Here is a 26,711-nt window from a genome sequence, read left to right on the forward strand (position 1 = left end):
CAGAGATTGGACATTATTATTTCGATTATACTTGGAATCATACAGGGAATTACCGAGTGGCTGCCGATCAGCAGTACCGGACATCTGCTTCTGGCAGAAGAGTTTCTGCATATGAGTGTCAGCAATGAATTTGTAAATATGTTTAAAGTGGTGATTCAGCTGGCGTCGGTGATTGCAGTCATTGTTTTGTATTTTCACAAGTTGAATCCGTTTTCATCACGGAAGACGCCGAAACAGCGGTGGAACACGATAGAGCTTTGGATGAAGGTGGCGGTTGCGTGCATTCCGTCAGCAGTCGGACTGTTCATCGATGACATTGTGGATGAAAAGCTGTCCAACTATGTTGTGATTTCCCTGATGCTTATTATCTACGGTGTACTTTTTATCGTTATTGAAAAGTGGAACAAACACAGGAAACCGGGAGTGACAAAGCTGAAAGAGCTCACCTACTGGACCGCATTTGGAATCGGATGCTTCCAGGTACTTGCGATGGTTCCGGGTACGTCACGTTCCGGTGCGACAATCGTGGGAGCCCTTTTGATCGGTGTGGCAAGACCGGTGGCAGCGGAGTTTACCTTCTTCCTTGCGATTCCGACCATGGTAGCGGCAAGCGGACTGAAACTGATCAAATTCGGATTCAATTATACGGGACATGAGATTGCGGTTCTGCTGACAGGATGTGTCGTATCGTTCCTCGTTTCAGTCTTTGCGATCAAATTCCTCATGGGATACATTAAGAAGCACGACTTTACCGTGTTCGGATACTACCGGATTATTCTGGGTGTCGTTGTGCTGGGATATTTCCTGATTTTTACTTAAAATCATAATGCGAGACGGAGAAAGTGGATTTGATGCGCCGGGCATGGAATCCACTTTCGTAGTTTTGACAGGATACATGGAGAGAAAGGGAGAAGAAACTTTATGGGATATGAGCATGAACTGATTATTCCAAATGAAGGCTTTCCGTTTAAACTGTTCCGGTTTGAAGGGAAAGACGGACATTATGTGCGGGAGAAACACTGGCACCGCTCCATCGAGATTTTTGCAGTGTTTGAAGGGACGCTGACCTTTTTTATCAATGAGGAGAAGTATCCGCTGAAACCGGGAGAATTTATTCTTCTGAATTCCAACGAGATTCATTCGGTTGTATCACCCCTTCCAAATCATACGATTGTTCTTCAGATTCCCATGAATGTATTTCGGAATTATTATGCTCAGGATGGAATGATTCTCTTTACCCACAGTCCGAGAATGCAGGATCAGAAGATCATGGAGCTGATGGAGAGCATGTACCGGGATATTCAGACAAGGGAGACCGGATACGAGTGGAAGGTGCAGAGCGATTTTTTCATGCTGATTTATCTGCTGGTCACAAAGTACCGGAAACAGGAGATTCTTCCGGAGGAGATCCGGCATTACCGGAAGCTGAACCGGCTTTCCATGATTACCGGATATATCCGGGATAATTATACAAAAGACCTGTCCCTGGAGACGGTGGCAGAGATTTTCGGCTACTCGCCGTCCTACCTTTCCCGCATGTTCCAGAAATATGCCAGGACAAATTATAAGACTTTCCTCCAGGATGTCCGGGTAGAGTACGGTTTTCAGGAACTTGCCAACACGGATCACACCATCGGGGAGATCGCCATGAATCACGGCTTCCCGAATCAGAAGGCATTTACAAGGGAATTCAGGAAGAAGTACGGGATTCTTCCGAGCGAATACCGAAAAAGACAAAAAAGTGCCATGGATTAGCTAAATTATTGGTGGATAAGGACAAAAAAGAACTGCTATAATCATTTTAACAGAGCCGAAATTCAGGAGGAAGAAAAGATGAGTCTGGAAATGAATATGCCAAAAGTAAAATTAGGAATCGTTGCGGTGAGCAGAGACTGCTTTCCGGAGAGCCTTTCCGTGACAAGAAGGGAAAACCTTGTAAAAGCCTACTCGGCAAAATATGATGCGGAAGATATTTATGAATGTCCGGTGTGCATCGTGGAAAGTGAAATCCATATGGTACAGGCACTGGAGGATATTAAAAAAGCAGGATGCAATGCGCTTTGCGTATACCTTGGAAACTTTGGACCGGAAATCTCCGAGACCCTGCTTGCAAAACACTTCGACGGACCGAAAATGTTCGTGGCGGCAGCAGAGGAAACCGGAGATGATCTCTGCCAGGGAAGAGGAGACGCATACTGCGGAATGCTGAATGCAAGCTATAACCTGGCACTTCGCAATATCAAGGCTTATATTCCGGAGTACCCGGTAGGCGATGCAGAGGACTGCGCGGATATGATCCACGAATTCCTGCCGATTGCAAGAGCTGTGATTGCCCTTCAGGATCTGAAGATCATCAGCTTTGGACCACGCCCGTTAAATTTCCTTGCATGTAACGCACCGATCAAACAGCTTTATAACCTCGGTGTGGAGATCGAGGAAAACTCCGAACTGGATCTGTTTGAAGCATTCAACAAACATGCGGGAGACGAACGGATTCCGGCCATTGTAAAAGAAATGGAAGAAGAACTCGGAGCAGGCAACAAGAAACCGGAAATCCTCACCAGACTTGCACAGTATGAACTGACATTAAAAGACTGGATCCGGGATCACAAAGGATACAGAAAATACGTGACCATTGCAGGAAAATGCTGGCCGGCATTCCAGACACAGTTCGGTTTTGTGCCATGCTACGTCAACAGCCGTCTGACCGCACAGGGCATCCCGGTATCATGTGAAGTTGATATTTACGGAGCACTCAGCGAATTCATCGGAACCGTCGTAAGCCAGGATGCCGTAACGCTGCTTGACATCAACAACACCGTACCAAAAGATCTGTACGAAGCAGACATCAAAGGAAAATACGACTATACACTGAAAGATACATTCATGGGATTCCACTGTGGCAACACCGCATCCGGAAAACTCACCTCCTGCGAGATGAAATATCAGATGATTATGGCAAGAACCCTTCCGGAAGAAGTGACACAGGGAACACTCGAAGGAGACATCGTACCTGGAGACATTACATTCTACCGTCTCCAGAGCACCGCAGACAACAAACTGCGCGCATACATTGCTCAGGGAGAAGTTCTTCCGGTGGCAACCAGATCCTTCGGATCCATTGGAATCTTCGCAATTCCGGAAATGGGAAGATTCTACCGCCACGTTCTCATCGAAGGCAACTACCCGCACCACGGCGCAGTCGCATTCGGACACTACGGAAAAGAACTGTACGAAGTATTCAAATACATCGGTGTCGACGTTGACGAAATAGGCTACAACCAGCCAAAAGGCGTAAGATACAGAACAGAAAACCCATTCGCTTAAACATATTTGTTCAACGGGGACGTGTTCCGATGCACCGGAACACGTCCCCAATGAAAATGGGAAGAGAAAAAGGAGGGCAGAGCCTATGTTATATCTTGGTGTGGATCTTGGAACATCGGCGGTGAAGCTTTTGCTGATGGACGGACAGGGAGAGATCCGGAAGATTGTTTCCAGAGAATACCCGATTTCCTTTCCGCATCCGGGCTGGTCGGAGCAGAATCCAGAAGACTGGTACGAGAAGAGTATTGAGGGAATCCGGGAGCTGACTAAAGATGTGGACAGGTCGGAAGTGGCAGGGATCAGTTTTGGTGGACAGATGCATGGTCTGGTCGTGCTGGATGAGAAGGATGAGGTAATCCGTCCGGCGATCCTCTGGAATGACGGCCGTTCGACAAAGGAGACGGATTATTTAAATGAAGTGATCGGACGGGAAAAGCTGTCTGCATATACGGCCAACATTGCGTTTACGGGATTTACAGCGCCTAAAATTCTCTGGATGAAAGAAAATGAGCCGGAGAAGTTTGCGCGGATCAGGAAAATCATGCTTCCGAAAGATTACCTTGCGTACCGGCTGTCCGGGACGTTTTGCAGCGACTATTCGGATGCGTCCGGTATGCTTCTGATGGATGTGAAGAACAAGTGCTGGTCCAAAGAGATGATGGAAATCTGCGGAATCAGCAGGGAGCAGCTGCCGGATCTTTATGAAAGCTATGATGTGGTCGGCACTTTGAAAAAGGCGGAGGCTAAAAAACTCGGACTGCCGGAGAGCGTGAAAATCATTGCGGGAGCCGGGGATAATGCGGCTGCGGCTGTGGGAACCGGAACTGTCGGCGAGGGAATGTGCAATATTTCCCTCGGAACGAGCGGTACCATCTTTATTTCCAGCCGGAAGTTTCAGGTAGACCGGTATAATGCGCTTCACTCCTTTGCCCATGCGGATGGATACTATCATTTGATGGGCTGCATGCTCAGCGCGGCATCCTGTAATAAATGGTGGATGCAAGATATTCTTGGAACATCGGAGTTTACAAAAGAGCAGGAAAAGATCGTAAAGCTGGGAGAAAATCAGGTGTTCTATCTTCCGTATCTCATGGGAGAGCGTTCCCCGCACAATGACCCGATGGCACGGGCAACATTTACAGGGATGACGATGGACACGACGAGAGAAGAGATGACGCAGGCGGTACTGGAAGGTGTTGTATTCGGACTGCGGGATTCTCTGGAAGTGGCGAGAAATCTTGGAATTCAGATTGAACGGACGAAAATCTGCGGAGGCGGGGCAAAAAGCCTGCTCTGGAAAAAGATGGTAGCCAACATCATGAATCTGAAAGTGGATGTGATTGAAAGCGAGGAGGGGCCGGCGCTTGGAGGAGCAATTCTGGCGGCAGTCGGATGCGGTGAGTTTGAAAGTGTTGAGGAAGCGGCCGCGAAACTCGTAAAAGTGGTGGAAACCGTGGAGCCGGATGAGGATCTGACAGAGAAGTATGAGGAATGTTATCAGAAATTCCGGAAAATTTACCCTGCATTGAAACCGGTATTTCGTAAGATTGTATCTTAAATGAAAAGGAGAGGCAGTCGTTTCTATAGATGGAAGCGGCTGCTTCTTGTTTCTTTTTCCGATTCGTGTTACTGTAAGAGGGACAGAAAAAAAGAAGGAGATCATAATGAGAGAATCGATTTTATTAATGAATTTCAAAGATAAAAAACAGATGAAAGGGATTCAGATGACGGCCTTTCTGTTGAAATTGAAAATCCGGATGGTAGAAGAGAAGGATTTCCTTCAGCCGCTCGGATATCTGGCGGGAGTGGAAGGAATTGAACCGTCAGACGAAGTATTTCAGGGAGAAGCTCCGGAGCATGAGATTCTGGTGTTTGCCGGCGTGCCGGATGCGAAGCTTCAGAGGATGCTGGCTGAGATGCGTAAAAACGGTATCAAAAAGGTGGATCACAAGGCGATTCTGACACCGACGAATGTATACTGGAACACAATCGAACTGTATGAGGAGCTGGACAAGGAGCATCAGGCGATCCAGAAAGGACAGCAGGCTCACGAAGGCAGCAGTCCGGAGGAGAACGCATGAAATATACAGGGATAGAAAAGGCGGTCTTTCTTGAGAGGCCGAACCGGTTTATTGCCTATGTCAACGGCATCAGGGGACAGGAGGAAGTGACAGAGACAGTTCACGTCAAAAATACAGGACGATGCCGGGAGCTGCTGCTTCCGAATGCGGAAGTGTACGTGCAGCATTCGGACAATCCGAACCGGAAGACGAAATGGGATCTGATCGCGGTGAAAAAGGACGGTCAGATCATCAACATGGACTCTCAGGTGCCGAACAAGGCAGCGGGAGAGTGGATCCGGGAAGGAAACCTTTTCGCGGATATGGTGCGGATCAAGCCGGAATATCAGTATGGAAATTCCAGAATTGATTTCTGCGTGGAGACCAGAGAGAAGAAGATCCTGATTGAAGTCAAAGGAGTCACCCTGAAAGAAGGAGAGACAGCGAAATTCCCGGATGCGCCAAGCGAACGGGCGGTGAAGCATCTGGAAGAACTGATGCGTGCTGTGGATGAAGGATGGGATGCTTATGTTTTTTTCGTGATTCAGATGAAAGGTGTGAAAGAGATCCTGCCGAATGTGGATACTCATCCGGAATTTGCACGGGCACTGTGGAAAGCGAGGGAAAAGGGCGTGCACCTGATTGCAAGGGACTGCATTGTCACAGAAGATGAGATCCGGATCGATCAGGAGATCCCGGTCCGGTTCCCGGAGGAGATGGAAGAAGAGAAACCGCAGGAGCGTCTAAAACATCTGCCGGAGCCGTTGACTGCATGGTTTCGGAAGGAGCAGCGGGATCTGCCGTGGAGAAAGGATGCGACAGCCTACCATGTGTGGGTATCTGAAATCATGCTGCAGCAGACGAGGGTAGAGGCAGTAAAGCCGTTTTATGCCCGTTTCCTTGACGCATTGCCGACCATACAGGATCTGGCGGACGCGCCGGAGGAGAAGCTTCTGAAACTGTGGGAAGGACTTGGGTATTACAATCGTGTGCGTAATATGCAGAAAGCGGCCAGACAGATCGTGGAGCTCTATGAAGGGGAAATGCCGGCAGATTATGACCAGATTCTTTCTCTTTCCGGAATCGGCAGCTATACGGCAGGAGCCATCAGTTCCATCGCATATGGAATTCCAAAGCCTGCGGTAGACGGAAATGTCCTCCGTGTCCTGACCAGGATTCTGGCGGATGGAGAGGATATTATGAAAGCCTCCGTCAAAAAGCGGATGGAAGGACTGCTGGAAGAAATTATTCCCGCAGATGCGGCAAGCGATTTTAACCAGGGCCTGATTGAGCTGGGTGCCATCGTCTGTGTCCCGAACGGGGAGCCGAAATGCAGTAAATGTCCGGTAGAGGAGTTCTGTCTGGCGCATCAGAGAGGAGCAGAGCTTTCCTACCCTGTTAAGAAAAAGGCGAAAGCAAGAAGGATTGAGGAGAAAACCGTCTTTATACTAAAAGACGGGGAGAACATTGCTCTTCATAAACGTCCGTCATCCGGCCTGCTGGCAGGACTCTATGAGTTCCCGAATGTAAAAGGAAAACTGACTCAGGAGGAAGCAATCCATCATATTGCGGAGCTTGGACTTTCACCGCTTCGGATTCAAAACATTGGAGAGGCAAAACATATTTTCAGCCATGTGGAGTGGCACATGACCGGATATGCGGTGAGAGTGGACGAGCTGGAGAAAATATCCGCAAAGAATCTGGTTTTTGCGCATCCGGAAGAAATTCAGAAAGAATACCCTGTTCCGGCAGCATTTGAAGCCTATACAGACCAGATCGGCATTCTGATCGGGCAGGAAAAATATGAGCAGGAAAACCTATAGAAAAACATAATAAAACTATAGATACATGACAAATATCAATTAGCCCCATCCTGTCAGAAAATGTTACCATATAAGGTAGATAGGCGAAGACAGGAGGAAAAAAATGGAACTGATTAAAGAATTACCAGATGTATTTGAAGAATTTGCTGAACAGAGACAACAGTCATTTCTGGGCATTAAGGAGTTAAAAGACAAGGGCGTGCCGATTGTAGGCACATTCTGTACATATTTTCCACAGGAAATCGCGATGGCAATGGGAGCAGCTACAGTGAGTCTTTGCTCCACATCCGACGAGACGATTCCGGCGGCTGAGAAGGATCTGCCAAAGAACCTGTGCCCGCTGATCAAATCCAGCTACGGCTTTGCGGCAACAAAGAAGTGCCCGTTTTTCTATTTTTCCGATCTGGTTGTAGGAGAGACAACCTGTGACGGGAAAAAGAAGATGTACGAATACTTAAGCCAGTTCAAGGATGTCTTCACAATGGAGCTTCCGAACCGACAGACAGAGGACGGACTTCAGCTCTGGAAAAATGAAATCATCCGCTTCAAAGAATATCTGGAGCAGAAGTTTGAAGTGACAATCACGGAAGAGCAGATCAGAGATGCTGTCAGAGTGCAGAATGAAGGAAGAGTGGCACTGAAGCGTCTGTATGAGCTGATGAAACTGGATCCGGCTCCGATGAAAGGACAGGATCTGTTTAAAGTGTTATACGGAAGTACATTCAAACCGGACAGATCCAAGATTCCGGCAGAAGTGAATGCGATCGCTGACAAGATCGAAAAGGAATACGCAGAAGGAAAGATGGAAGAAAAGAAGCCTCGTATTCTTGTGACAGGATGCCCGATCGGCGGAGCGACAGAGAAAGTGATCAAAGCCATCGAGGACAACGGCGGAATCGTTGTTACTTTTGAAAACTGTTCCGGAGCAAAATCCATTGACAAGCTTGTGGATGAAGATACAGACGATATCTATCAGGCAATCGCTGAGAGATATTTAAGCATCGGATGCTCTGTCATGACACCGAACCCGAACCGTCTGGAACTCCTTGGAAGACTGATGGACGAGTATCAGGTAGACGGAGTGGTAGAGATGATTCTTCAGGCATGCCATACATACAATGTAGAGAGTCTTGGAATCCGCAGATTCGTAAATGAGGAAAAAGGAAAACCGTACATCAGCGTTGAGACAGACTATTCTCAGGCAGACATCGGACAGCTCAACACGCGTATCGCTGCGTTTATTGAAATGCTTTAAAACAGGAATCGGAAAGAGAACCCAAATAAACTATCCCCTTCAGGATCCGTGCCTTACCGCATGGACTCCAAAGGGGATATTTTTATTTCGGGTTTATTAATCACCCATGGCTTTTTTAACAGAATGCTTTGTGACTTTCGGGCGGAATACCTTTCTGGATTCTCTGACGTATACGACTGGATAAAGCAGAGTTGCCATGCAGCCTGCCAGTGTCACATCGATTACGGAATGCTGCTTTAAAAACATCGTGGCAAGGATGATGGATATTCCGAGAACCAGAGATCCGTAATGGATCACCTTGCGGCTCGAAAGTGTTTTGTTGTGTGAGATGGCAATGCAGACACCGATAGAGTTAAATACGTGAATACTTGGAAGAACATTTGTCGGAGTGTCTGCCTTGTACAGCGTTTTGACCATATCCACAAAAATATTGTCCCGCTCGAATTGAACCGGGCGAAGATCAAGACCGTTTGGATAGAGGGTCGAAATAATTAAAAATATGGTCATTCCGGTAAAAAGGAAAGCGGCCATTTTGTAAAATCCGGATACATCGTGAAAGAAGAACCAGAGAAAAGTGACCGCAATAAACGCAAACCACAAAAGATACGGGACGATAAAATATTCTATAAAAGGAATATAGTCATCGACCGCTGCGTGAATCACGTGAAAATCGGAATTTGCTGTTACGTGTTGCTCAAGATAGTAAAACCAGGGTAAATAAAGAAAAATATACAAAAATACCCAGGCATGTTTATATCGGTAAATCAAAGCTTTGCATTTACTTCTTGAAAACATTCGAATTTCTCCTTTTAACGAAAATGATGAAAGTAAGTGAACCGGATTAATCCAGATTCAATGTTGTCTCAGCTATATTATTGTTTGAACCGAAAGTTTCATAAAGCTGAAGAGTCACATCGGACTGATCAAGAAGAATAAAGGAGGTGCACACACGCACGCTGTCGCCCTGACTGACTTCTGCGCTTTCATTTTCTGACAGTGGTTCATCCGAGACAATCGTAGGATCCAGAGTGGTATCATCCTGCAGTGCCTTGAAAGTAACGGCAACAGATGGAACCAGGGTTTCGGAACCTTTATTTGTAATTGTGTAATAAACCATAAGAGCCTGTTCGCCCTCATAATCTGTTCCGATATCAGATTTTTCAAATGAGACGGTAAAATCATCCGTGGTCAGACGAAGATTTTTACCGGAACTTGCCGAACTCTGCGGAACCACATACTGAGCCGCATAGTAGGCACCGGCTGCAACCGCAACTGCAACGATGAAAACAAGTACCCGGAGGGCAACATGGATCTCTTTGGCACAGCCAAGTGCAAAGAGCAGAAATGCTCCAAACAAAGCAGACACAAAGAGCAGAATCTGTACAGTCATGACAGAACCCGGGATAAAGAATCCTCCTACGGCTCCTCCAAGATAAAAAATGCAAGGTACAATAAATGCCGGCACGCTGTTCCTGCGATGAGTAATTAATACCACAAGACCACCGATCAGGAAGCAGACTGCAAGTACCATACCGGCAATTCCTGTCAGTCCCGGCGTATGTATAAAGGTAGTAAAGATACCTGAATCATAAGCCTGGTAAGCAAGAAAAGCGGCGCATAGGATCGATACAATTCCAATCAGAACACGGAAACCACCGAAAACCGGAATTACATCATCAGCTTCCGAGTCATCAGAAGTTTCGTCTTTTATATTCAGCATGGCCTCATAATTGGCCTTCATTTCTTTTTCACGCTCATTCCTTACCTCTTCCGGAGGGATGTTGGAATAGGTCTGTCCTTCCGGTTCTGCCGTTTCTGTTTCAGAAGATTCTTCCTGAACAGATTCTTCCTGAATAGATTCTTCCGAAACAGTTTCTTCTTCAGGTTCTTCCGGAGATGTTTCTGTTTGATCGGCTTCTGCCTGAACCGGCTCTTCCTGAACATTTTCTTCTGGAGTCATGCTTGTCTGAGCTTCTTCTGCCTGAATTTCTTCTGTCTGGTTAGTTTCTGTCTGAGTTGTTTCATCTGGCTCTTCCGGCTTTACCGGTGCAGGTTTTTTCCTGCGGACAGGTCTGGCAGACTGAAACCGGTCCAGAGTTTCCTGGCTGAATTTCTTTTTGCAGGAATCACATAAAAAATAGCCAGGAGTTTTTTTGCTTTCCCGCAGTTCATTACCACATTTCGGACATTTCATAGCGTTTCTCCCCTTTTCATTTGTATGTCCATCATCTGATGACAGTCACTATATTATACCATCAGTAAATCTTAGTATACCACAATTCTGTGAAAAGAGATTGAATATTTTATAAATATTTTAAGATACGATCACTTTTAAAGGACAGGCCTCGATAGAAGCTGTAAAACATCGTTGTAAAAAAACAGGTTCGCCGTCTGTATGTACGGGAAGGGCACTGGCTGTATGGATGGAAACTTTTTTGCAGCGGAATAAATGGACACCGTGAAATTTTGTATGTTTCCCGAAAAGCGCGAATGGAAGAGTAAGAAGAAGAGCCGGAGCCTTCAGGCCGGATACGACCAGAACATTAAGTTGTCCGTCGTCCGGCCGGGCATCAGGACAAAAATAAAATCCGCCGCCTTCACAAGGGTGGTTCATCACTGCAGCAAACCATCCTTTTGGAAAGGACACCTCTTTTTCATCATCAAGGACGATATGGAAAGGGCAGGTGGATGTAAGTAAAAGCCGGTGAAGCGCAATGACGGCATAGGTAAATTTCCCGAGATGAATCCGGTTCAGTATCCGCTTCCACTTTGAAACAACCGCTTCGTGGCAGATTGCGGCATCGAAACCTATGCCGGCACTGACTGCAAAACGCCGGTGTTTCCCTTCGTATGACATGGTTCCAACGTCCATGTGTACGGTCCGTCCTGGATTCAGGATAATTTCCAGAGCGCGCAGAGGATCATTTGGGATACCAAAGCTGCGGGCAAAATCGTTGCTGGAGCCGGTTGGGATATAACCGAGTGTAACCCGCTCCGGAAAGCAGATCCCGTTAATGACTTCATTCAAAGTGCCGTCTCCGCCGAGAACCACAAGAACACGGGAAGATCCGTCGGAGGTAAGCTTCCGGACATATGTGGTGGCTTGCCTTTGATATTTTGTGAAAAAGGCGGTATAACAGATTTGGCGCTGTTCTAGCTGAGCCTCAACGGTGTGCCAGATTGTGAGTCCTTTTCCAGAGCGGGAGTGCGGATTGATGATAAAAGTGTACATAATTCCTCCTGAAATTTTCTGAAATAAAAACCGCCTTCGGAGAATGTCAGAAACAGCCGGATCTCCGAAGGCAGAAATAAAATCAGTGCATATTATCTGTCAGAACGAGGCATCGCCCATGCCTGATGATCAGTATGTAACAGCTGGTGGGCACGGTGAGACAGCGGCTGTCCCATAAAGTCCGCATACAGCTTCTGTACATCAGGATTTTCGTGGGAAAAACGAAGTGGTGCATTCTTGTCCAGGAAGTAGAGGCTCTGTCCTCTTTCGTGGGCAAGTTCTTCGCCATCGTGGATGATCTGTCCGCCTCCGCCTACACAGCCGCCAGGGCATGCCATGACTTCCACGAAATCATAATGGACTTCTCCGCGTTCGATCTGCTGCAGCAGACGTCTTGTATTTCCAAGTCCGCTTACAACAGCAGCTTTCACAACGGCATCGCCAATCTGGATTTCGGCTGATTTCACGCCTTTTCCGTCATTGCGTACAGCCTTAAATGCGTCCGGATCCGTATTTCTTCCGGTTACAAGATAGTAAGCGGAACGAAGAGCAGCTTCCATAACACCGCCTGTTACACCAAAGATAACGCCGGCGCCTGTATATTCTTTCATCAGTCTGTCAAATTCCCGATTCTCAAGAGAATGCGGCGGAATGTGGGCAGAACGGATCATGCGCGTCAGCTCACGTGTGGTCAGAACCACATCGGTATCATGGCCGGCGTATTCTTCATAGAAAAGCTCCATATTGCGCTCTCCTTTTTTCGCGACGCAAGGCATGATGGAAATTGTAAAAATACGATCCGGACTTACATTGATGGAATCTGCAAAGTAAGTCTTCATCACTGCGCCAAACATCTGCTGAGGAGATTTGGCTGTGGAAAGCTGAGGCACCAGATGCGGGAACTGGGATTTGATGAAACGGATCCATCCAGGACAGCAGGATGTAAACATCGGACGTAATTTCGTCTCTCCTTTAGTAAAACGTTCCAGAAATTCATTTCCCTCTTCCATGATCGTAAGATCGGCGGAGAAGCTGGTGTCAAACACATAGTCAACTCCGATCTTGTGAAGAGCATCAGCGATTTTGTTGACTGTAGCATCTTCACGTGAAAGACCAAGAGCCTCGCCCCATGCAGTACGGACAGCCGGAGCGATCTGTGCTACTGTGATTGTGTCTTTATCTGCAATTGCATCCCAGACTTTTTCTGTATCGTCGCGCTCGCGCAGAGCACCAACCGGACAATGAGTAATACACTGTCCGCAGAGGGAACAGTCTGCTTCTTCAATCTTACGGCCGCCTGATACATTGACTGTAGAGCGGGAGCCGGTTCCTTCCAGATCCCAGATGTGCAGGCTCTGAACCTTGTCACAGATCTGGATACAGCGCATACATTTGATACATTTTGCGGAATCCCGGATCAGCGGGAAATCCTTGTTCCATGGCTGGCGTTCGATACGCTCGCCGAATGGAAGCTCCAGAATATTCAGGTCGTTGGCAATCTTCTGAAGAGAACAGTTGCCGCTGCGGACACAGGTCGCGCATTTGCAGTCATGCTGGGAAAGAATGAGCTGCACGGTATTACGGCGGTCCGCACGTACCTTCGGGCTGTTTGTATAAAGAACCATGCCTTCCTGAACAGTGTTGTTACAGGAGGTGATCAGGCGGTCCTTACCTTCCATTTCTACTACGCAGACACGGCAGGCAGCGATTTCGTTGATATCTTTCAGATAACAGAGTTTCGGAATGATGATTCCGTTTTGAGCTGCCGCATCCATAATCGTGGTACCTTCCGGTACACAGATTTCTTTATTGTCGATTTTAAGATTTACCATACTTTCTCGCGGCCTCCTTTAAATATTCCAAAACCAAAGTGGTCGCAGCGCAGGCAGCGGTTTGCCTCCTGCTGTGCTTCCTGACAGGTCATGCATTGTTCTACACCGTCAAAGTCGTGGATACGCTCACAGGCTTCCCGCTCAGGAAGCTCAACACGTCCGCACGGTACACGGTCATCCAGATTCGGCTCCGGAATCTCGACATCACAAGTGATTTCGTGATGGTATCCCAGATATTCATCAATATTTGCGGCAACAACCTTTGCGGCCGCGATAGCGCGGATTACGGTAGCAGGACCGGTAGCGCAGTCTCCGCCGGCAAAAACTCCAGGAAGATTGCTGAATCCGCCGAATTTTTCAGCCATGATTTTTCCTCTTTCTACAGGAAGCCCGGCTTTTTCAAAATGTTCTGTTTCAATGTTCTGCCCAATGGCAACGATCAGGGTTGTACATGGAACAAACTCATCCGGAAGTCCGGACGGTTTGACACTTGCGCGTCCTCCTTTGATCTGGCTGATCATCTGCGGTGTCACATAGATACCGCGGATATGTCCGTTTTCATCCGTCTCGATCCGGGAAGGAGCGCGTAATGTGCGGATTTCCACGCCTTCTGCAATGGCACCTTCAATTTCGGCCGGAAGCGCAGTCATGTCTGCGGTACGGCGGCGGTACAGGATGCTGACTTTTTTCGCACCAAGTCTGACAGCAGAACGAACAGCGTCCATGGACACATTTCCGCCTCCGACAATGGCAACTTCCTGTCCGGTAAGGTCCGGGTTAATACCTTTTCCTACATCACGGAGGAAACGGACTGCGGACATTACGCCCTCGGCGTCCTCGCCTTCGATGCCGAGTTTTTTATCTGTGCTGGCTCCGATAGTGATCAGGACTGCATCGTAGGAAGCGCGCAGTTCCTGTACGGTGATGTCCTGCCCGATACGGAGACCGTATTTTACTTCGACGCCGGTATCAAGAATTGCCTGAATGTCTTCGTTGAGACGGTCTTTCGGAAGACGGTAGTTTGGAATACCATAACGGAGCATACCGCCAAGTTCCGGAAGCATCTCATATACAGTTACCTGATGTCCCATAAGCTGCAGATAGTATGCGGCACTTAATCCTCCAGGGCCGCCTCCGATGACTGCGACAGTCTTTCCGGTGGAAGGAGCACATTCCGGCGGAGGTACCTTTCCGGCATAGTCCGCAGCCATCCGCTTCAAACCGCGAATATTGACAGCATCATCGACCATATTACGGCGGCATCTTGCCTCACACGGATGTTCGCAGATAAATCCGCACGTGGTCGGGAACGGATTGTCTTTCCGGATCAGCCGGATAGCATCGGCGTAGCGCCCTTCGCGTACGAGAGCGATATAGCCCGGGATGTCAACGTGGGCAGGACAAAGTGCAACACATGGAACAGGCTGGTTGTAGGTACATGTACAACGTCCGTTCCGGATATGCTCTTCATAGTCTTCACGATAACCGATCAAGCCTTTATAAACCATATTGGCAGCTTCATATCCGATGGCACAGTCCGCGGTCTCCATAATTGAACGGGCGGTACGCTCCATCAGGTCAAGGGTTTCCATTGTAGCCTTTCCATTTAGAACATCTGTGATCAGATGTTTCAACTGTAAAAGACCAATGCGGCATGGTACACATTTGCCGCATGTCTGAGCATGGCACAGTTCGAGGAACGCCCTCGAGATATCTACAGGGCAGAGTCCCGGCGGGCTTGCTTCAATCCGCCGCTCTAAATCTTTGTATAATCCCTCAACGACCAGCTGCGCTTTGCTCGGGGTAGGGAGTTCTAGTCTGCTCATATCTTTTCACCTCACAATTTCATTTTACGAATCACGTATACTTCTATTTTACAACATGTCAGAAAAATACACAATAGAAGTTAAAAAATAGACAATGAAATTGGGAGGAATGTACAAAACATAGAAAATGCCTATAAATGAAGAAATATATCAGGATAACCGATTTGATTTTGCAGGGGGCCGGGGATATAATAAAAGCATCAAAGGTAAACAGTTACCAAAGTAAGAATTACAAATTCCCTTCTAAAATGAAAAGACCTTTCAGAAACGCTTATCTGAAAGGTTTTTGCCATTTCTAAACTGTTTTGTTCCCTGACGGGAAGCGAAACCACACTATTTCAGAACACTGTCCAGATATTTCCCGAGTGAACGCTCCATATTTCCGTCAAAGTCTGTATTTCCGTCCCGCAGACACCATTCAAAGACATTTCCGATGACAATCATCCGGATATCGGTGGAGATCTCATCCAGGGACAGGCTGGCAGATACAGTGCCGGCTTCCAGTGCACGAGCCAGGTAATCCGTTACTGTTACGATCGGATAAGGCCGCTTTGTGCGGATGGCCGGATTTAGAGCCTGGTTTTTTGGCGTGTAATAGTTGGATATAAAAGCGACACCGAGCTCTTTGCAGTAGCTGACATAATTAAGATAGACAAGAATGATTGCCCTTTTTGCCTCGGCGGCATTTTCCGGGAGTTCCAGACAGTCCGGATCGATCGTAGGCTGTTCTTCTATATAATAGGAAAGCAGGTCATCTTTTGTTTTAAAGTGATGATAAAAGCTTCCGTTGGATACGCCTGCTTCTTCACAGATGTTTTTGATGGAGAGTGCATCGTACCCTTTCCTCTGAAGAATACTCTTCGCGGCGGAAAAGATCCGGTTTTTCGTTTCAAGAGATTTTTGCTGCTGCTTTGACAGAGTCTGTCCGTTCGTTTCTTTCATAATCAGTGCCCTCCTTATCATCCAAAATATAACATAGGAAGAGTCAGATTTCAAGAAAAACAGAGCAAACTCTGTTTTTATGAAGTTGCGCAGAAAAAGACCTTCCGCTATAATGACAGGGAAGTACTTTTTTGGAAAGGAATCAAAAAATGGATATTATTCAGAAGATTACGGAAGAACTGAATGTAAAAAAATGGCAGGTCGAAGCGGCAGTCGGACTGATTGATGAAGGAAACACGATCCCGTTTATTGCAAGATACAGAAAAGAAGCAACCGGAACACTGGATGACGAGCAGCTCAGAAAACTCCATGAGAGACTTACTTATCTTCGGAATCTGGAGGAGAAGAAAGCACAGGTGCTCTCAAGCATCGAGGAGCAGGGAAAGCTTACCGAAGAACTGAAAGCTCAGATTCAGGAGGCGCAGACCCAGGTGGCGGTGGACGATCTGTACCGCCCGTACCGTCCAAAAAGAAGAACGAGGGCGACAATCGCAAAAGAAAAAGGACTGGAGCCGCTTGCGGCGCTTCTCCTTTTACAGAAGTTGAAAGAGCCGGCGATTGAGGCGGCCAAAGCCTATGTATCGGAGGAAAAGAATGTTGCCTCCCCTGAAGAGGCACTTGCCGGCGCACAGGACATTCTGGCTGAGATGATCTCCGATGAGGCAAAATACCGGACGAGAATCCGGAAGATGACGTTCCAGAAAGGAAAGATTGTTTCAGAGGCAAAGGATGAAAAGCAGGAATCGGTCTATGAGATGTACTATGAGTTTGAGGAAGCAGCATCCAGGATTGCCGGTCATAGAATTCTGGCTCTGAACCGGGGAGAAAAAGAAAAAATTCTGACGGTCAGAATGGAAGCGCCGGAAGAAGAAATCCTCCGCTATCTGGAAAAACAGATTATTCATGGGGATAATCCATATACAGAACCTGTATTAAAAGAGGCGGTCAAGGACAGCTACAGTCGTCTGATTGCGCCGGCCATTGAGAGGGAAATCCGCAATGAACTTACGGAAAAGGCGGAGGACGGGGCCATTGCTGTGTTCGGGAAAAATCTGACACAGCTTCTTATGCAGCCTCCGATTACAGGACGGGTTGTGCTTGGCTGGGATCCGGCATTCCGGACCGGATGTAAACTTGCGGTTGTGGATCCGACCGGAAAAGTGATCGGAACGACAGTGATTTATCCGACAGCGCCGACTACCCCTGCCAAAATCAAGGCATCCAAGGACCTGCTCAAAAAGATTATTCCGAAGTATCATATCAGCCTGATTTCTCTTGGAAACGGAACAGCATCCAGAGAATCGGAACAGTTTATTGTGGAACTGTTAAAAGAAATCCCGGAAGAGCACGTACAGTATGTGATTGTAAATGAGGCGGGAGCATCAGTGTACTCCGCAAGCAAGCTGGCATCGGAAGAATTTCCGAATTTTGATGTGGGACAGAGAAGTGCCGCGTCAATTGCAAGAAGGCTTCAGGATCCGCTTGCAGAACTTGTAAAGATTGATCCAAAATCCATCGGGGTCGGCCAGTACCAGCATGATATGAACCAGAAAAAGCTGACGGAAGCGCTGAATGGCGTGGTGGAAGACTGTGTCAACAAGGTCGGTGTAGATTTGAATACGGCATCTGCTCCGCTTTTATCCTATATTTCCGGTATCTCAAACACAATCGCAAAAAATATTGTGGCTTACAGAGAAGAAAACGGAAGATTTACAAACAGAAAGCAGCTTTTAAAGGTGCCGAAACTTGGACCGAAGGCATATGAGCAGTGTGCGGGATTTATGCGGATCGAAGGCGGGGATAATCCGTTTGACAGGACAAGCGTCCATCCGGAATCCTACGAAGCGGTAGAAAAACTTCTGAAAAAGCAGGGATTCACAACAGAGGATTTAAAAGCAGGAAATCTTGCAGCCCTTCCGGCCACCATCCGCGACTACCGGAAACTGGCAGAAGAGCTTGGAATCGGTGAGATCACTCTGCATGATATTGTAAAAGAGCTGGAAAAGCCGGCCAGAGATCCAAGAGAAGAGATGCCGAAACCGATTCTCAGGACCGACGTTCTGGAAATGAAAGACTTAAAAGAAGGGATGGTTCTGAAAGGAACGGTTCGCAATGTCATTGACTTCGGGGTGTTTGTGGATATCGGCGTTCATCAGGATGGTCTGGTACATATTTCCGAAATCACCGACAAAAAGTTTATCAAACATCCGTTGGAAGCGGTCAGTGTGGGTGATATCGTGGATGTTAAAGTACTGAGTGTGGACCTCAAGAAAAAACGGATTCAGCTTACTATGAAAGGAATCCGGTAAAGAATGCTGCTTACCCTGAATGTAAAAGACAAAAAGGTATTGAATTTTCCAAAAGACTGTTCTATACTAAATGTTAACAGGAAAAAATTCTTCGGGGTCGGGTGAAAGTCCCAACCGGCGGTGAAAGTCCGCGACCTGCCATTGGCAGCTGATCCGGTGCAATTCCGGAACCGACAGTACAGTCTGGATGAGAGAAGAAATGTACGAAGCGTCAGATATCTGTATCTGAAGCAGAGCATCAAACCCCGGAACATATGGTTCCGGGGATTTTTTTGTACATTCCCATTTCCATAAGGGAAACTTTATGGCAGGAAGAGTTTCTTTTCTGAATTGAGTCTATCATTCAAAAAAAGGAGAGAAGAAACATGGAAAACACGCAGAAAAACACACAAATAAGAAGAAGAAGCAGTACGAAAGTCAGATCGATGGCCCAGGTCGGCATGCTTGCAGCGGTAGCTACCGTCCTGATGCTTTTTGAATTTCCGCTTCCTTTTGTACCGAGCTTTTACAAACTGGATATCAGTGAAATTCCGGTCCTTCTTGGAACATTTGCGATGGGTCCTGTGGCGGGAGTTATGACAGAATGTATCAAGATTCTTCTGAATTTCGTGATTAATGGGACTACAACAGGCGGTGTGGGAGAGATCGCAAACTTCCTGATCGGATGCAGTCTCTGTGTGCCGGCGGGTCTGATTTATCAGAAGATGCACACAAAAAAGGGAGCGGTGATCGGACTTGCAGCAGGAACAGTATTCATGACGCTGATCGGATGCGTGCTCAATGCCTATATCCTGCTTCCGACCTATGCTGCAGCATTTGGAATGCCGCTTGATACGATTGTTCAGATGGGGCATGCATTGAATCCGGCAATTGACGGAGTTGCAACTTTTGTGATCCTTGCAGTGGCACCGTTTAATCTGATCAAGGGTATTCTGGTATCGGCAATTCTGCTTTTGATCTATAAGAAAGTCAGTCCGGTCCTCCATAGAGTAAATGAGTAAAAATGACAGAAAATTACTAAACCGAAACCTCTGCTGTGCGCAGAGGTTTTTCTGATCCTGGAAAAATCAGGAGATTCTTCGCAAACTTGCTGTTGTAACCGCGGACAGGATGCGTTATAATTTCAATATTCGGAAATATGGAGGAATACAGATGAAACCAAGTTTTGAAGTGAAAATGACACAGGAAGCACTTTTTGAATTTCTTATGTTTCATACATATCACGGGATCAAGGGAATTTTATACCTCGTAGTGGGAGTTGCCTGCTGGATCGGGGCGATTATAAGTTTTGCGATGGGCAGGGTTTCCTGGGGGCTGGGGCTTGTGTTTGTTTTTGCAACTCTTTTGTTTGTTGTACCATCGATCTTAAAGTTCAGTGCAGCCAGTCAGTTAAAGAAAAGTAAAATCTACAGCACGCCGATCCGCTATACGCTGGAAAAAGACGGGCTCAGAGTAGAGCGTGCCGGAAAAAATAAAATCACTCCGTGGAAAGATATGTACCGCGTTATGATGACACCGAATCTGGTGGCGATTTATCAGACACCGTATGCGGCATTTATTTTCCCGAACAGTGATATCGGACCGCAGATGGATCCTCTGAAGAAGACATTGCGGACATTGTTCCCGGAGGAGCTGATTGAGGATAATTCCGGTAAGATCCTTCCGTTTCTGTTTTCAAGAAAGAAGAAAAAGAAAAAATAGGGAGGAGACACTATGGTAAGAGAGACATATTCAGAGCAGGAGACGTTTGAGCTCGGAAAAGAAATCGGCGAATCGGCCCAAAGCGGAGATGTCTTTACTCTGGAAGGGGATCTTGGCGTCGGCAAGACGATTTTTACAAAAGGGCTTGCGTACGGACTTGGAGTACGTGAGGATGTTGTAAGTCCGACCTTTACGATCGTGCAGGAATACGAAGACGGGCGTCTTCCGTTCTATCATTTTGACGTGTATCGGATTGGAGACGTGGAAGAGATGGATGAAATCGGATATGAAGATTACATTCACGGTGAAGGCGTATGTCTGATTGAGTGGGCGAATCTGATTGAGGAGATTCTACCGGAAACAAGAATCCGGATCGTGATTGAAAAAGATCTGGAAAAAGGATTTGATTACAGAAAAATTTCTATCAATAAACTGGAGGGATAATAATGTCAAAGATTATATTAACAGGGGACAGACCGACTGGAAAGCTTCATGTCGGACATTACGTCGGTTCTCTGAAAGGGAGAGTAGAGCTTCAGAATTCGGGAAAATATGATGAAGTGTTTATCATGATTGCGGATGCTCAGGCTCTGACAGACAATGCGGACAATCCGGAGAAGGTGCGCCAGAATATTATTGAGGTTGCGCTTGATTACCTTTCCTGCGGACTGGATCCGGAAAAAGCAACGCTTCTGATTCAGTCACAGATTCCGGAGCTTTGTGAGCTTTCCTTTTATTATATGAATCTGGTAACCGTATCAAGGCTCCAGAGAAATCCAACGGTAAAATCCGAAATTCAGATGAGAAACTTTGAGGCGAGCATTCCGGTCGGATTTTTCACCTATCCGATCAGCCAGGCAGCGGATATCACCGCATTTAAGGCAACGACCGTTCCGGTCGGTGAAGACCAGCTGCCAATGCTGGAGCAGACAAAGGAGATCGTGCGGAAGTTTAATTCCGTTTACGGAGAGACGCTGGTAGAGCCGGAAGTTCTGCTCCCATCCAATCAGGCATGTCTGAGACTTCCGGGTACAGACGGAAAGGCAAAGATGAGCAAGTCTTTGCATAACTGTATTTACCTTTCCGACAGTGCGGACGATGTGAAAAAGAAGATTATGAATATGTTTACCGATCCGAACCACCTGAAGGTTTCTGACCCTGGAAAAGTGGAAGGAAATCCGGTATTTATCTATCTGGATGCATTCTGTAAAGACCGTCATTTTGAAGAATTCCTTCCGGAATATGCAAATCTGGATGAACTCAAAGCCCACTATACACGCGGTGGCCTTGGCGATGTGAAGGTAAAACGCTTCCTCAATGAAGTGATCCAGGAGGAACTGGAGCCGATTAGAAAACGGAGAAAAGAATACGAAAAAGACATTCCGGCAATCTACGAGATCCTGAAAAAGGGAAGCGAGAAAGCGGAAGAAGTAGCGGCAAAGACACTCTCTGAAGTGAAGGCTGCCATGAAGATCAATTATTTCGATGATGCCGAGCTGATCAGAGAGCAGGCAGAGCGATTCCAGAAATAGAAGGGGCGTTATTATGCGGATACTGGCACTGGACAGTTCGGGCCTGACAGCAAGCGTGGCTGTTGTGGAAGACGAACAGATCCTGTTTGAATATACGATGAATTATAAAAAGACACACTCCCAGACATTGCTGCCGATGCTTGATGAGGCGGTCCGGATGACCGGACTTTCTCTCGGGTCGGTGGATGCGATTGCTGTTGCAGGAGGGCCGGGGTCTTTTACCGGACTTCGGATCGGTTCTGCGACTGCGAAAGGACTGGGACTTGCACTTGATAAGCCGCTCATCCATGTGCCGACGGTCGATGCCATGGCATACCGAATGTTCGGATGCAGCGGGCTGATCTGTCCGATCATGGATGCAAGAAGAAATCAGGTGTACACAGGAATCTACCGGTTTGAAGAGAAGTTTGAAACAGTAAAAGAGCAGTTGGCGGAGGACATTACCGTCCTTGCCGGAATGCTCAATGAGCTTGGAGAACGCGTTGTATTTCTCGGGGACGGAGTGCCTGTATACCGGGAGAAAATTGAGGAGACAGTAAAAGTGCCTTATGTTTTTGCACCGCCTCATATGTGCAGGCAGAGTGCGGCGGCAGTCGGCGCGCTTGGACTGGTTTATGCGAAAGAGGGAAAGACAGAGCATGCGCGGGATCACAAACCGGACTATCTCAGGATGTCCCAGGCGGAGAGGGAGAGACTGGAACGAGAAAAGGAACAACAACATGATTGCCCGTAAGGCCAATGAAGAAGATGCAGCCCGGATTGCAGAGATAGAACGGGCTGTTTTTTCTGATGCGTGGAGTGAAGATGCAGTCCGGGAGACGATGTGCCAGAAAACGGCGGAAATCTACGTGGCAGAGGATAGGAAAACAATTGTCGGGTACATTGTGATTTATACAGTACTTGATGAAAGTGAAGTTGTTCGGATTGCCGTTGACACCGGATTCAGGGAAAGAGGAACAGGAGGCTTTCTTCTTGACACCGTAATTTCAGAAGGTGCATTGAAAGGAACTGCCGTATGGCATCTTGAAGTCCGGAAAAGTAATATGGCAGCACGCGCCCTCTATCAAAAGAAGGGGTTCCGGGATGTCGGAATCCGAAAAGGATTTTACGATAATCCGAAAGAGGATGCGGTTCTGATGACAAGAAGTCTGGAAACCGTTTCCGGTGTACAGGAAGAACGGGACAGACTATAATAAAGGCGTAACAAAAGCGAAACGAAAGTGGAGGGATTTGTATGCGCCGCTATACGATGAAAGAAAGAAGAGAAACAGAAACGATTTTCTGCAACGGGTGTGGAAAAGAAATCAAGATAAAGGATGGCGTAATACGGGAAGGGCTTATTTCTGTAGAAAAAAGATGGGGATATTTTTCTAATAAGGACAACGAGGTGCACCGTTTTGATCTTTGCGAGGAATGCTATGACAGGATGGTTTCGCAGTTTGTGATTCCGGTGGAGAAGGAAAATGAAGTCTGACCAGACAGTCCCCTCCCGGTATGCAGCTGTTCTTTACTGAGAATAAAAGACTTGCTCTTTTTGTGGAAGAAAAGTCAATGCTAGGACAGTTAGGAGAGAAAAAATGCTGGATGTTTGTTTGTTGGGAACCGGCGGCATGATGCCGCTCCCATATCGCTGGCTGACGTCACTGATGATGCGCTATAATGGAAGCAGTATTCTGATCGACTGCGGAGAGGGAACACAGATAGCGATCAAAGAAAAAGGATGGAGTTTTAAGCCGATTGATGTGATCTGCTTTACTCATTTTCATGGAGATCACATCAGCGGGCTTCCCGGACTTCTGCTTACCATGGGGAATGCGGACAGGCAGGAGCCCCTCACCTTGATCGGGCCGAAAGGGCTGGAACGGGTAGTGAATGCACTGCGCATTATTGCACCGGAACTACCTTTTGAGCTGCGTTTTATGGAAATCACAGAGGCGCAGCAGACGTTTGAGATGGAAGGATATCGGATCCGCGCTTTCCGGGTAAACCATAACGTGACCTGTTACGGATATACGATCGAGATTGACCGGGCCGGCAGATTTGATGTAGAACGTGCCGCGAGTCACGAGATTCCTCAGAAATTCTGGCGCTTTCTCCAAAAAGGGGAGACCATCGAAGACGGAGACCGGATTTACACACCGGGCATGGTGCTTGGACCACCGAGGAAAGGGATCAAACTTACATATTGTACCGATACACGGCCGACAAAATCGATCCGTGAAAATGCCGAAGGTTCGGATTTATTTATCTGTGAGGGAATGTACGGTGAGCCGGAGAAGGCGAAAAAGGCAGTGGAATATAAGCATATGACCTTTTACGAGGCGGCGAAACTCGCCAGGGAGGCAGAGGTAAAGGAGATGTGGCTGACACATTACAGCCCGTCGTTGACAAGACCGGAAGAATACATGGACGAAGTACGGAAGATTTTTCCTTACGCAAAGGCGGGAAAAGACCGGATGAGCGTAGATCTGGATTTCCCGGAATCGTAATGGAGGTAGGAAGATGAGCGAAGAAAAAGATATTACAATACTGGCAATAGAAAGCTCCTGTGATGAGACAGCCGCGGCAGTTGTGCGAAATGGAAGAGAAGTTCTTTCCAACATCATTTCCTCTCAGATTGACCTGCATAAGCTGTACGGAGGAGTTGTGCCGGAAATTGCTTCCAGAAAACATATAGAGAAAATCAACCAGGTAATCGAAGAGGCACTTTCTGAAGCAAAGTGTACCCTGAATGATATTGACGCGGTAGCGGTGACATACGGACCGGGACTTGTCGGAGCACTGCTTGTGGGAGTGGCTGAAGCGAAGGCGATTGCCTACGCCAGAAACCTTCCTCTGATCGGAGTGCACCATATTGAAGGGCATATCTCAGCAAACTATATTGAGAATAAAGAATTGGAACCACCGTTTCTGTGTCTGGTGGTATCCGGAGGGCATACACATCTTGTATGTGTGGAAGACTATGGAAAATATAAAATTCTCGGAAAAACGAAGGATGATGCGGCAGGGGAAGCGTTTGACAAAGTAGCCCGTGCCATTGATCTTGGCTATCCGGGAGGCCCGAAAATCGACAAGCTTGCAAAAGAGGGAGATCCGAATGCTATTGAATTTCCAAGAGCGCATGTCGGAGACTCGGTATACGACTTCAGTTTCAGCGGAGTAAAATCTGCAGTGCTTAATTATATCAATGGGTGTAAAATGAAACAGATTGAATATAACCGGGCAGATATTGCGGCATCCTTCCAGAAAGCGGTGACCGATGTGCTGGTAGACCATGCCATGATCGGAGTCGAAAACTATGGATTGAAGAAACTGGCGATTGCAGGAGGCGTCGCATCCAATTCTGCTCTGCGCGCAGCTATGGGGCAGGCATGTCAGGAAAGAGGAATCGAATTTTACCATCCTTCTCCGATTCTCTGCACGGATAATGCGGCTATGATCGGAGCAGCGGGATACTATGATTATAAAAACGGAATCCGAAGCGGATGGGATCTCAACGCAGTGCCGAATCTGAAACTGGGAGAGCGTTAGAAAGCAGGAGGAGCCATGAAAGCAAAAGGGATTGCGGTCGTGCTTGCGGCAGGACAGGGAAAGAGAATGGGCGGAACCATTCAAAAGCAGTATATGGATTTGTGCGGGAAACCGGTACTTTATTATACATTGAAGGCGTTTGAAGAATCAGAAGTGATCGATCAGGTCATACTTGTATCAGGAAAAGAAGAAAAAGACCAGGTAAGAGAATCAATTGTAGACTTTTATGGATTCCAGAAAGTGACACAGATTACAGAAGGCGGAAAAGAACGGTATGATTCTGTCTGGAATGCGCTTCAGATAGTTGACAAGATGGAAGATAAGGAAGAGAGCTATGTATTTATCCATGACGGAGCCAGACCTCTTGTAGACGATTCTATATTAAAACGCACCTATGAAGAGGTGAGACGAAGCGGGGCATGTGTAGCGGGAATGCCGGTAAAAGACACGATCAAAATTGTTAATGAGAATCTGGAAACAGAAGAAACACCTGACAGAAAAAAGATGTGGATGATACAGACACCACAGGTTTTCAAGGCGCCGCTGATTATAGAAGCATATCGGAAGATGATGGCTGTCCCGCACAGTCATGTGACAGATGATGCCATGGCTGTGGAAATGGTGATGAAGCACCCTGTAAAGATGGTGGAAGGATCCTATAAAAATATTAAAATAACAACGCCGGAAGATCTGAAAATTGCGAAAGTGTTTTTAAAATAAAACGTGTATGCGCCCTGAGAAGAAAGACATTTTCAGGCCGGAAAAGAAAGTTGCAAAATATGTAAATTATTTGTTGACAAGGAGAATCACTTCTGATAGAATAATTATTGTTCGCTGAGCGAACAGAAAATGTTTGTAAATACGGCAGTATGGAGAGGTATCGAAGTGGTCATAACGAGGCGGTCTTGAAAACCGTTTGTCCGCAAGGGCGCGTGGGTTCGAATCCCACCCTCTCCGCTTTATACAGACAGTCCTGGAGAAATACCCAAGAGGCTGAAGGGGCTCCCCTGGAAAGGGAGTAGGTCGTTAATAGCGGCGCGAGGGTTCAAATCCCTCTTTCTCCGTTTCGCAGGAATAAAAATGTCAAAAAAACTCTTGACATTACACAACTGCGATGGTAAAATAAACAAACTTACACTGCTGATGCAGAAAAGCGGAATCGCAACAGCTTACTGACGAGCGTGGTTAAAAAAAATAAAAAAAGTGCTTGACAGAAACGAGCGGATGTGATAATCTAGTATAGCTGTCGCGAGAGAGCGACAATGAAAACAAAGAACTTTGATAACTGAACAATAGACAACGATCCCTGAAAATTCATGAGAATTATTCAGAACAAGGAAC

General features: G+C 47.0%; 24 protein-coding genes, 2 tRNA genes and 1 riboswitch. Of the genes, 20 read left to right on the plus strand and 6 right to left on the minus strand.

What is annotated here, in order from left to right:
* Window positions 1-6 precede the first annotated feature (6 nt).
* The 7 genes from FGQ85_RS12045 (at window position 7) to FGQ85_RS12075 (ending at window position 8,465) form a co-directional block, all read left to right on the plus strand.
* The gene (locus FGQ85_RS12045) at window positions 7-819 is read left to right on the plus strand and encodes an undecaprenyl-diphosphate phosphatase (RefSeq protein WP_087168654.1); all 813 of its coding nucleotides are present in this window, start codon (window positions 7-9) and stop codon (window positions 817-819) included.
* Between the two features lie 102 nt (window positions 820-921).
* On the plus strand, window positions 922-1,755 hold the full coding sequence (locus FGQ85_RS12050; RefSeq protein ID WP_138373568.1) for an AraC family transcriptional regulator: 834 nt from the start codon (window positions 922-924) through the stop codon (window positions 1,753-1,755).
* Between the two features lie 78 nt (window positions 1,756-1,833).
* A complete protein-coding gene (locus tag FGQ85_RS12055; protein WP_243097618.1) occupies window positions 1,834-3,327 on the plus strand; it encodes an L-fucose/L-arabinose isomerase family protein in 1,494 nt (497 codons plus the stop codon).
* Between the two features lie 85 nt (window positions 3,328-3,412).
* Window positions 3,413-4,885, plus strand: a complete 1,473-nt coding sequence (gene xylB / locus FGQ85_RS12060; RefSeq protein ID WP_087168652.1) for a xylulokinase — start codon at window positions 3,413-3,415, stop codon at window positions 4,883-4,885.
* 106 nt (window positions 4,886-4,991) lie between these two features.
* The gene (locus tag FGQ85_RS12065) at window positions 4,992-5,408 is read left to right on the plus strand and encodes a DUF3783 domain-containing protein (protein ID WP_138373569.1); all 417 of its coding nucleotides are present in this window, start codon (window positions 4,992-4,994) and stop codon (window positions 5,406-5,408) included.
* Window positions 5,405-7,210 carry an A/G-specific adenine glycosylase gene (gene mutY / locus FGQ85_RS12070; protein ID WP_087168650.1) on the plus strand — a complete coding sequence of 602 codons (1,806 nt, stop codon included), beginning with the start codon at window positions 5,405-5,407 and terminating at the stop codon, window positions 7,208-7,210. The genes FGQ85_RS12065 and mutY overlap by 4 nt, the downstream gene beginning before the upstream one ends.
* A 103-nt stretch (window positions 7,211-7,313) precedes the next feature.
* A complete protein-coding gene (locus FGQ85_RS12075) occupies window positions 7,314-8,465 on the plus strand; it encodes a double-cubane-cluster-containing anaerobic reductase (RefSeq protein WP_087168649.1) in 1,152 nt (383 codons plus the stop codon).
* Window positions 8,466-8,561: 96 nt separating this feature from the next.
* On the opposite strand, the gene FGQ85_RS12080 is transcribed toward FGQ85_RS12075, so the two are convergent.
* The 6 genes from FGQ85_RS12080 to FGQ85_RS12105 all read right to left on the minus strand — a co-directional run bounded on the left by FGQ85_RS12080 (window position 8,562) and on the right by FGQ85_RS12105 (window position 16,297).
* The gene (locus FGQ85_RS12080) at window positions 8,562-9,260 is read right to left on the minus strand and encodes a phosphatase PAP2 family protein (protein ID WP_087168648.1); all 699 of its coding nucleotides are present in this window, start codon (window positions 9,258-9,260) and stop codon (window positions 8,562-8,564) included.
* Between the two features lie 46 nt (window positions 9,261-9,306).
* Complete coding sequence (locus tag FGQ85_RS12085; RefSeq protein WP_087168647.1) at window positions 9,307-10,659, minus strand: DUF5067 domain-containing protein; 1,353 nt, start codon at window positions 10,657-10,659, stop codon at window positions 9,307-9,309.
* A 120-nt stretch (window positions 10,660-10,779) separates the two neighbouring features.
* The gene (locus FGQ85_RS12090; protein WP_118636480.1) at window positions 10,780-11,697 is read right to left on the minus strand and encodes a diacylglycerol kinase family protein; all 918 of its coding nucleotides are present in this window, start codon (window positions 11,695-11,697) and stop codon (window positions 10,780-10,782) included.
* Window positions 11,698-11,789: 92 nt separating this feature from the next.
* On the minus strand, window positions 11,790-13,529 hold the full coding sequence (locus tag FGQ85_RS12095; protein WP_138373570.1) for a [FeFe] hydrogenase, group A: 1,740 nt from the start codon (window positions 13,527-13,529) through the stop codon (window positions 11,790-11,792).
* Window positions 13,523-15,355, minus strand: a complete 1,833-nt coding sequence (locus tag FGQ85_RS12100) for an NAD(P)-binding protein (RefSeq protein WP_087168644.1) — start codon at window positions 15,353-15,355, stop codon at window positions 13,523-13,525. The genes FGQ85_RS12095 and FGQ85_RS12100 overlap by 7 nt, the downstream gene beginning before the upstream one ends.
* A 333-nt stretch (window positions 15,356-15,688) precedes the next feature.
* Entirely contained in the window at window positions 15,689-16,297 is a 609-nt protein-coding gene (locus tag FGQ85_RS12105) for a TetR/AcrR family transcriptional regulator (protein WP_087168643.1), read from the minus strand.
* 149 nt (window positions 16,298-16,446) lie between these two features.
* Here FGQ85_RS12105 and FGQ85_RS12110 point away from each other — a divergent pair, with 149 nt between their 5' ends.
* The 13 genes from FGQ85_RS12110 (at window position 16,447) to FGQ85_RS12170 (ending at window position 26,434) form a co-directional block, all read left to right on the plus strand.
* Window positions 16,447-18,606, plus strand: coding sequence for a Tex family protein (locus FGQ85_RS12110; RefSeq protein ID WP_138373571.1), 2,160 nt, complete (start codon window positions 16,447-16,449; stop codon window positions 18,604-18,606).
* 83 nt (window positions 18,607-18,689) lie between these two features.
* Window positions 18,690-18,809: riboswitch (FMN riboswitch) on the plus strand.
* Between the two features lie 162 nt (window positions 18,810-18,971).
* Window positions 18,972-19,607, plus strand: coding sequence for an ECF transporter S component (locus FGQ85_RS12115; protein WP_138373572.1), 636 nt, complete (start codon window positions 18,972-18,974; stop codon window positions 19,605-19,607).
* 151 nt (window positions 19,608-19,758) lie between these two features.
* Window positions 19,759-20,307 carry a YcxB family protein gene (locus tag FGQ85_RS12120; protein ID WP_171027955.1) on the plus strand — a complete coding sequence of 183 codons (549 nt, stop codon included), beginning with the start codon at window positions 19,759-19,761 and terminating at the stop codon, window positions 20,305-20,307.
* 12 nt (window positions 20,308-20,319) lie between these two features.
* Window positions 20,320-20,751: a tRNA (adenosine(37)-N6)-threonylcarbamoyltransferase complex ATPase subunit type 1 TsaE gene (gene tsaE, locus FGQ85_RS12125; protein WP_087168639.1), complete on the plus strand. Its 432-nt coding sequence runs from the start codon at window positions 20,320-20,322 to the stop codon at window positions 20,749-20,751.
* Window positions 20,752-20,753: 2 nt separating this feature from the next.
* A complete protein-coding gene (gene trpS / locus FGQ85_RS12130) occupies window positions 20,754-21,839 on the plus strand; it encodes a tryptophan--tRNA ligase (protein WP_087254903.1) in 1,086 nt (361 codons plus the stop codon).
* 13 nt (window positions 21,840-21,852) lie between these two features.
* Window positions 21,853-22,572 (plus strand): tRNA (adenosine(37)-N6)-threonylcarbamoyltransferase complex dimerization subunit type 1 TsaB, encoded by a 720-nt coding sequence (tsaB, locus tag FGQ85_RS12135; RefSeq protein WP_087254900.1) that lies wholly within the window; start codon window positions 21,853-21,855, stop codon window positions 22,570-22,572.
* On the plus strand, window positions 22,559-23,032 hold the full coding sequence (rimI, locus tag FGQ85_RS12140; protein ID WP_162610180.1) for a ribosomal protein S18-alanine N-acetyltransferase: 474 nt from the start codon (window positions 22,559-22,561) through the stop codon (window positions 23,030-23,032). The genes tsaB and rimI overlap by 14 nt, the downstream gene beginning before the upstream one ends.
* 41 nt (window positions 23,033-23,073) lie before the next feature.
* Window positions 23,074-23,313, plus strand: coding sequence for a hypothetical protein (locus FGQ85_RS12145; protein ID WP_087168635.1), 240 nt, complete (start codon window positions 23,074-23,076; stop codon window positions 23,311-23,313).
* Window positions 23,314-23,416: 103 nt separating this feature from the next.
* The gene (locus FGQ85_RS12150; RefSeq protein WP_138373574.1) at window positions 23,417-24,328 is read left to right on the plus strand and encodes a ribonuclease Z; all 912 of its coding nucleotides are present in this window, start codon (window positions 23,417-23,419) and stop codon (window positions 24,326-24,328) included.
* 13 nt (window positions 24,329-24,341) lie between these two features.
* Window positions 24,342-25,370 carry a tRNA (adenosine(37)-N6)-threonylcarbamoyltransferase complex transferase subunit TsaD gene (gene tsaD, locus FGQ85_RS12155; protein WP_087254894.1) on the plus strand — a complete coding sequence of 343 codons (1,029 nt, stop codon included), beginning with the start codon at window positions 24,342-24,344 and terminating at the stop codon, window positions 25,368-25,370.
* A gap of 15 nt (window positions 25,371-25,385) precedes the next feature.
* Window positions 25,386-26,090, plus strand: a complete 705-nt coding sequence (gene ispD, locus FGQ85_RS12160) for a 2-C-methyl-D-erythritol 4-phosphate cytidylyltransferase (protein ID WP_138373575.1) — start codon at window positions 25,386-25,388, stop codon at window positions 26,088-26,090.
* Window positions 26,091-26,241: 151 nt separating this feature from the next.
* Window positions 26,242-26,327 (plus strand) — tRNA-Ser (locus FGQ85_RS12165).
* An 18-nt stretch (window positions 26,328-26,345) separates the two neighbouring features.
* Window positions 26,346-26,434 (plus strand) — tRNA-Ser (locus FGQ85_RS12170).
* Window positions 26,435-26,711 lie beyond the last annotated feature (277 nt).

Origin of the sequence: Pseudoflavonifractor sp. BSD2780061688st1 E11 (assembly GCF_005844125.1) — a bacterium.
Taxonomy (GTDB): domain Bacteria; phylum Bacillota; class Clostridia; order Lachnospirales; family Lachnospiraceae; genus Sellimonas; species Sellimonas catena.

What these genes read in the sequence shown, in the direction of transcription:
- FGQ85_RS12050 (WP_138373568.1), top strand. Translation starts at nt 922, where the DNA reads ATGGGATATGAGCATGAACTGATTATTCCAAATGAAGGCTTTCCGTTT.
- FGQ85_RS12055 (WP_243097618.1), top strand. Translation starts at nt 1,834, where the DNA reads ATGAGTCTGGAAATGAATATGCCAAAAGTAAAATTAGGAATCGTTGCG.
- xylB (WP_087168652.1), top strand. Translation starts at nt 3,413, where the DNA reads ATGTTATATCTTGGTGTGGATCTTGGAACATCGGCGGTGAAGCTTTTG.
- FGQ85_RS12065 (WP_138373569.1), top strand. Translation starts at nt 4,992, where the DNA reads ATGAGAGAATCGATTTTATTAATGAATTTCAAAGATAAAAAACAGATG.
- mutY (WP_087168650.1), top strand. Translation starts at nt 5,405, where the DNA reads ATGAAATATACAGGGATAGAAAAGGCGGTCTTTCTTGAGAGGCCGAAC.
- FGQ85_RS12075 (WP_087168649.1), top strand. Translation starts at nt 7,314, where the DNA reads ATGGAACTGATTAAAGAATTACCAGATGTATTTGAAGAATTTGCTGAA.
- FGQ85_RS12080 (WP_087168648.1), bottom strand. Translation starts at nt 9,260, where the DNA reads ATGTTTTCAAGAAGTAAATGCAAAGCTTTGATTTACCGATATAAACAT.
- FGQ85_RS12085 (WP_087168647.1), bottom strand. Translation starts at nt 10,659, where the DNA reads ATGAAATGTCCGAAATGTGGTAATGAACTGCGGGAAAGCAAAAAAACT.
- FGQ85_RS12090 (WP_118636480.1), bottom strand. Translation starts at nt 11,697, where the DNA reads ATGTACACTTTTATCATCAATCCGCACTCCCGCTCTGGAAAAGGACTC.
- FGQ85_RS12095 (WP_138373570.1), bottom strand. Translation starts at nt 13,529, where the DNA reads ATGGTAAATCTTAAAATCGACAATAAAGAAATCTGTGTACCGGAAGGT.
- FGQ85_RS12100 (WP_087168644.1), bottom strand. Translation starts at nt 15,355, where the DNA reads ATGAGCAGACTAGAACTCCCTACCCCGAGCAAAGCGCAGCTGGTCGTT.
- FGQ85_RS12105 (WP_087168643.1), bottom strand. Translation starts at nt 16,297, where the DNA reads ATGAAAGAAACGAACGGACAGACTCTGTCAAAGCAGCAGCAAAAATCT.
- FGQ85_RS12110 (WP_138373571.1), top strand. Translation starts at nt 16,447, where the DNA reads ATGGATATTATTCAGAAGATTACGGAAGAACTGAATGTAAAAAAATGG.
- FGQ85_RS12115 (WP_138373572.1), top strand. Translation starts at nt 18,972, where the DNA reads ATGGAAAACACGCAGAAAAACACACAAATAAGAAGAAGAAGCAGTACG.
- FGQ85_RS12120 (WP_171027955.1), top strand. Translation starts at nt 19,759, where the DNA reads ATGAAACCAAGTTTTGAAGTGAAAATGACACAGGAAGCACTTTTTGAA.
- tsaE (WP_087168639.1), top strand. Translation starts at nt 20,320, where the DNA reads ATGGTAAGAGAGACATATTCAGAGCAGGAGACGTTTGAGCTCGGAAAA.
- trpS (WP_087254903.1), top strand. Translation starts at nt 20,754, where the DNA reads ATGTCAAAGATTATATTAACAGGGGACAGACCGACTGGAAAGCTTCAT.
- tsaB (WP_087254900.1), top strand. Translation starts at nt 21,853, where the DNA reads ATGCGGATACTGGCACTGGACAGTTCGGGCCTGACAGCAAGCGTGGCT.
- rimI (WP_162610180.1), top strand. Translation starts at nt 22,559, where the DNA reads ATGATTGCCCGTAAGGCCAATGAAGAAGATGCAGCCCGGATTGCAGAG.
- FGQ85_RS12145 (WP_087168635.1), top strand. Translation starts at nt 23,074, where the DNA reads ATGCGCCGCTATACGATGAAAGAAAGAAGAGAAACAGAAACGATTTTC.
- FGQ85_RS12150 (WP_138373574.1), top strand. Translation starts at nt 23,417, where the DNA reads ATGCTGGATGTTTGTTTGTTGGGAACCGGCGGCATGATGCCGCTCCCA.
- tsaD (WP_087254894.1), top strand. Translation starts at nt 24,342, where the DNA reads ATGAGCGAAGAAAAAGATATTACAATACTGGCAATAGAAAGCTCCTGT.
- ispD (WP_138373575.1), top strand. Translation starts at nt 25,386, where the DNA reads ATGAAAGCAAAAGGGATTGCGGTCGTGCTTGCGGCAGGACAGGGAAAG.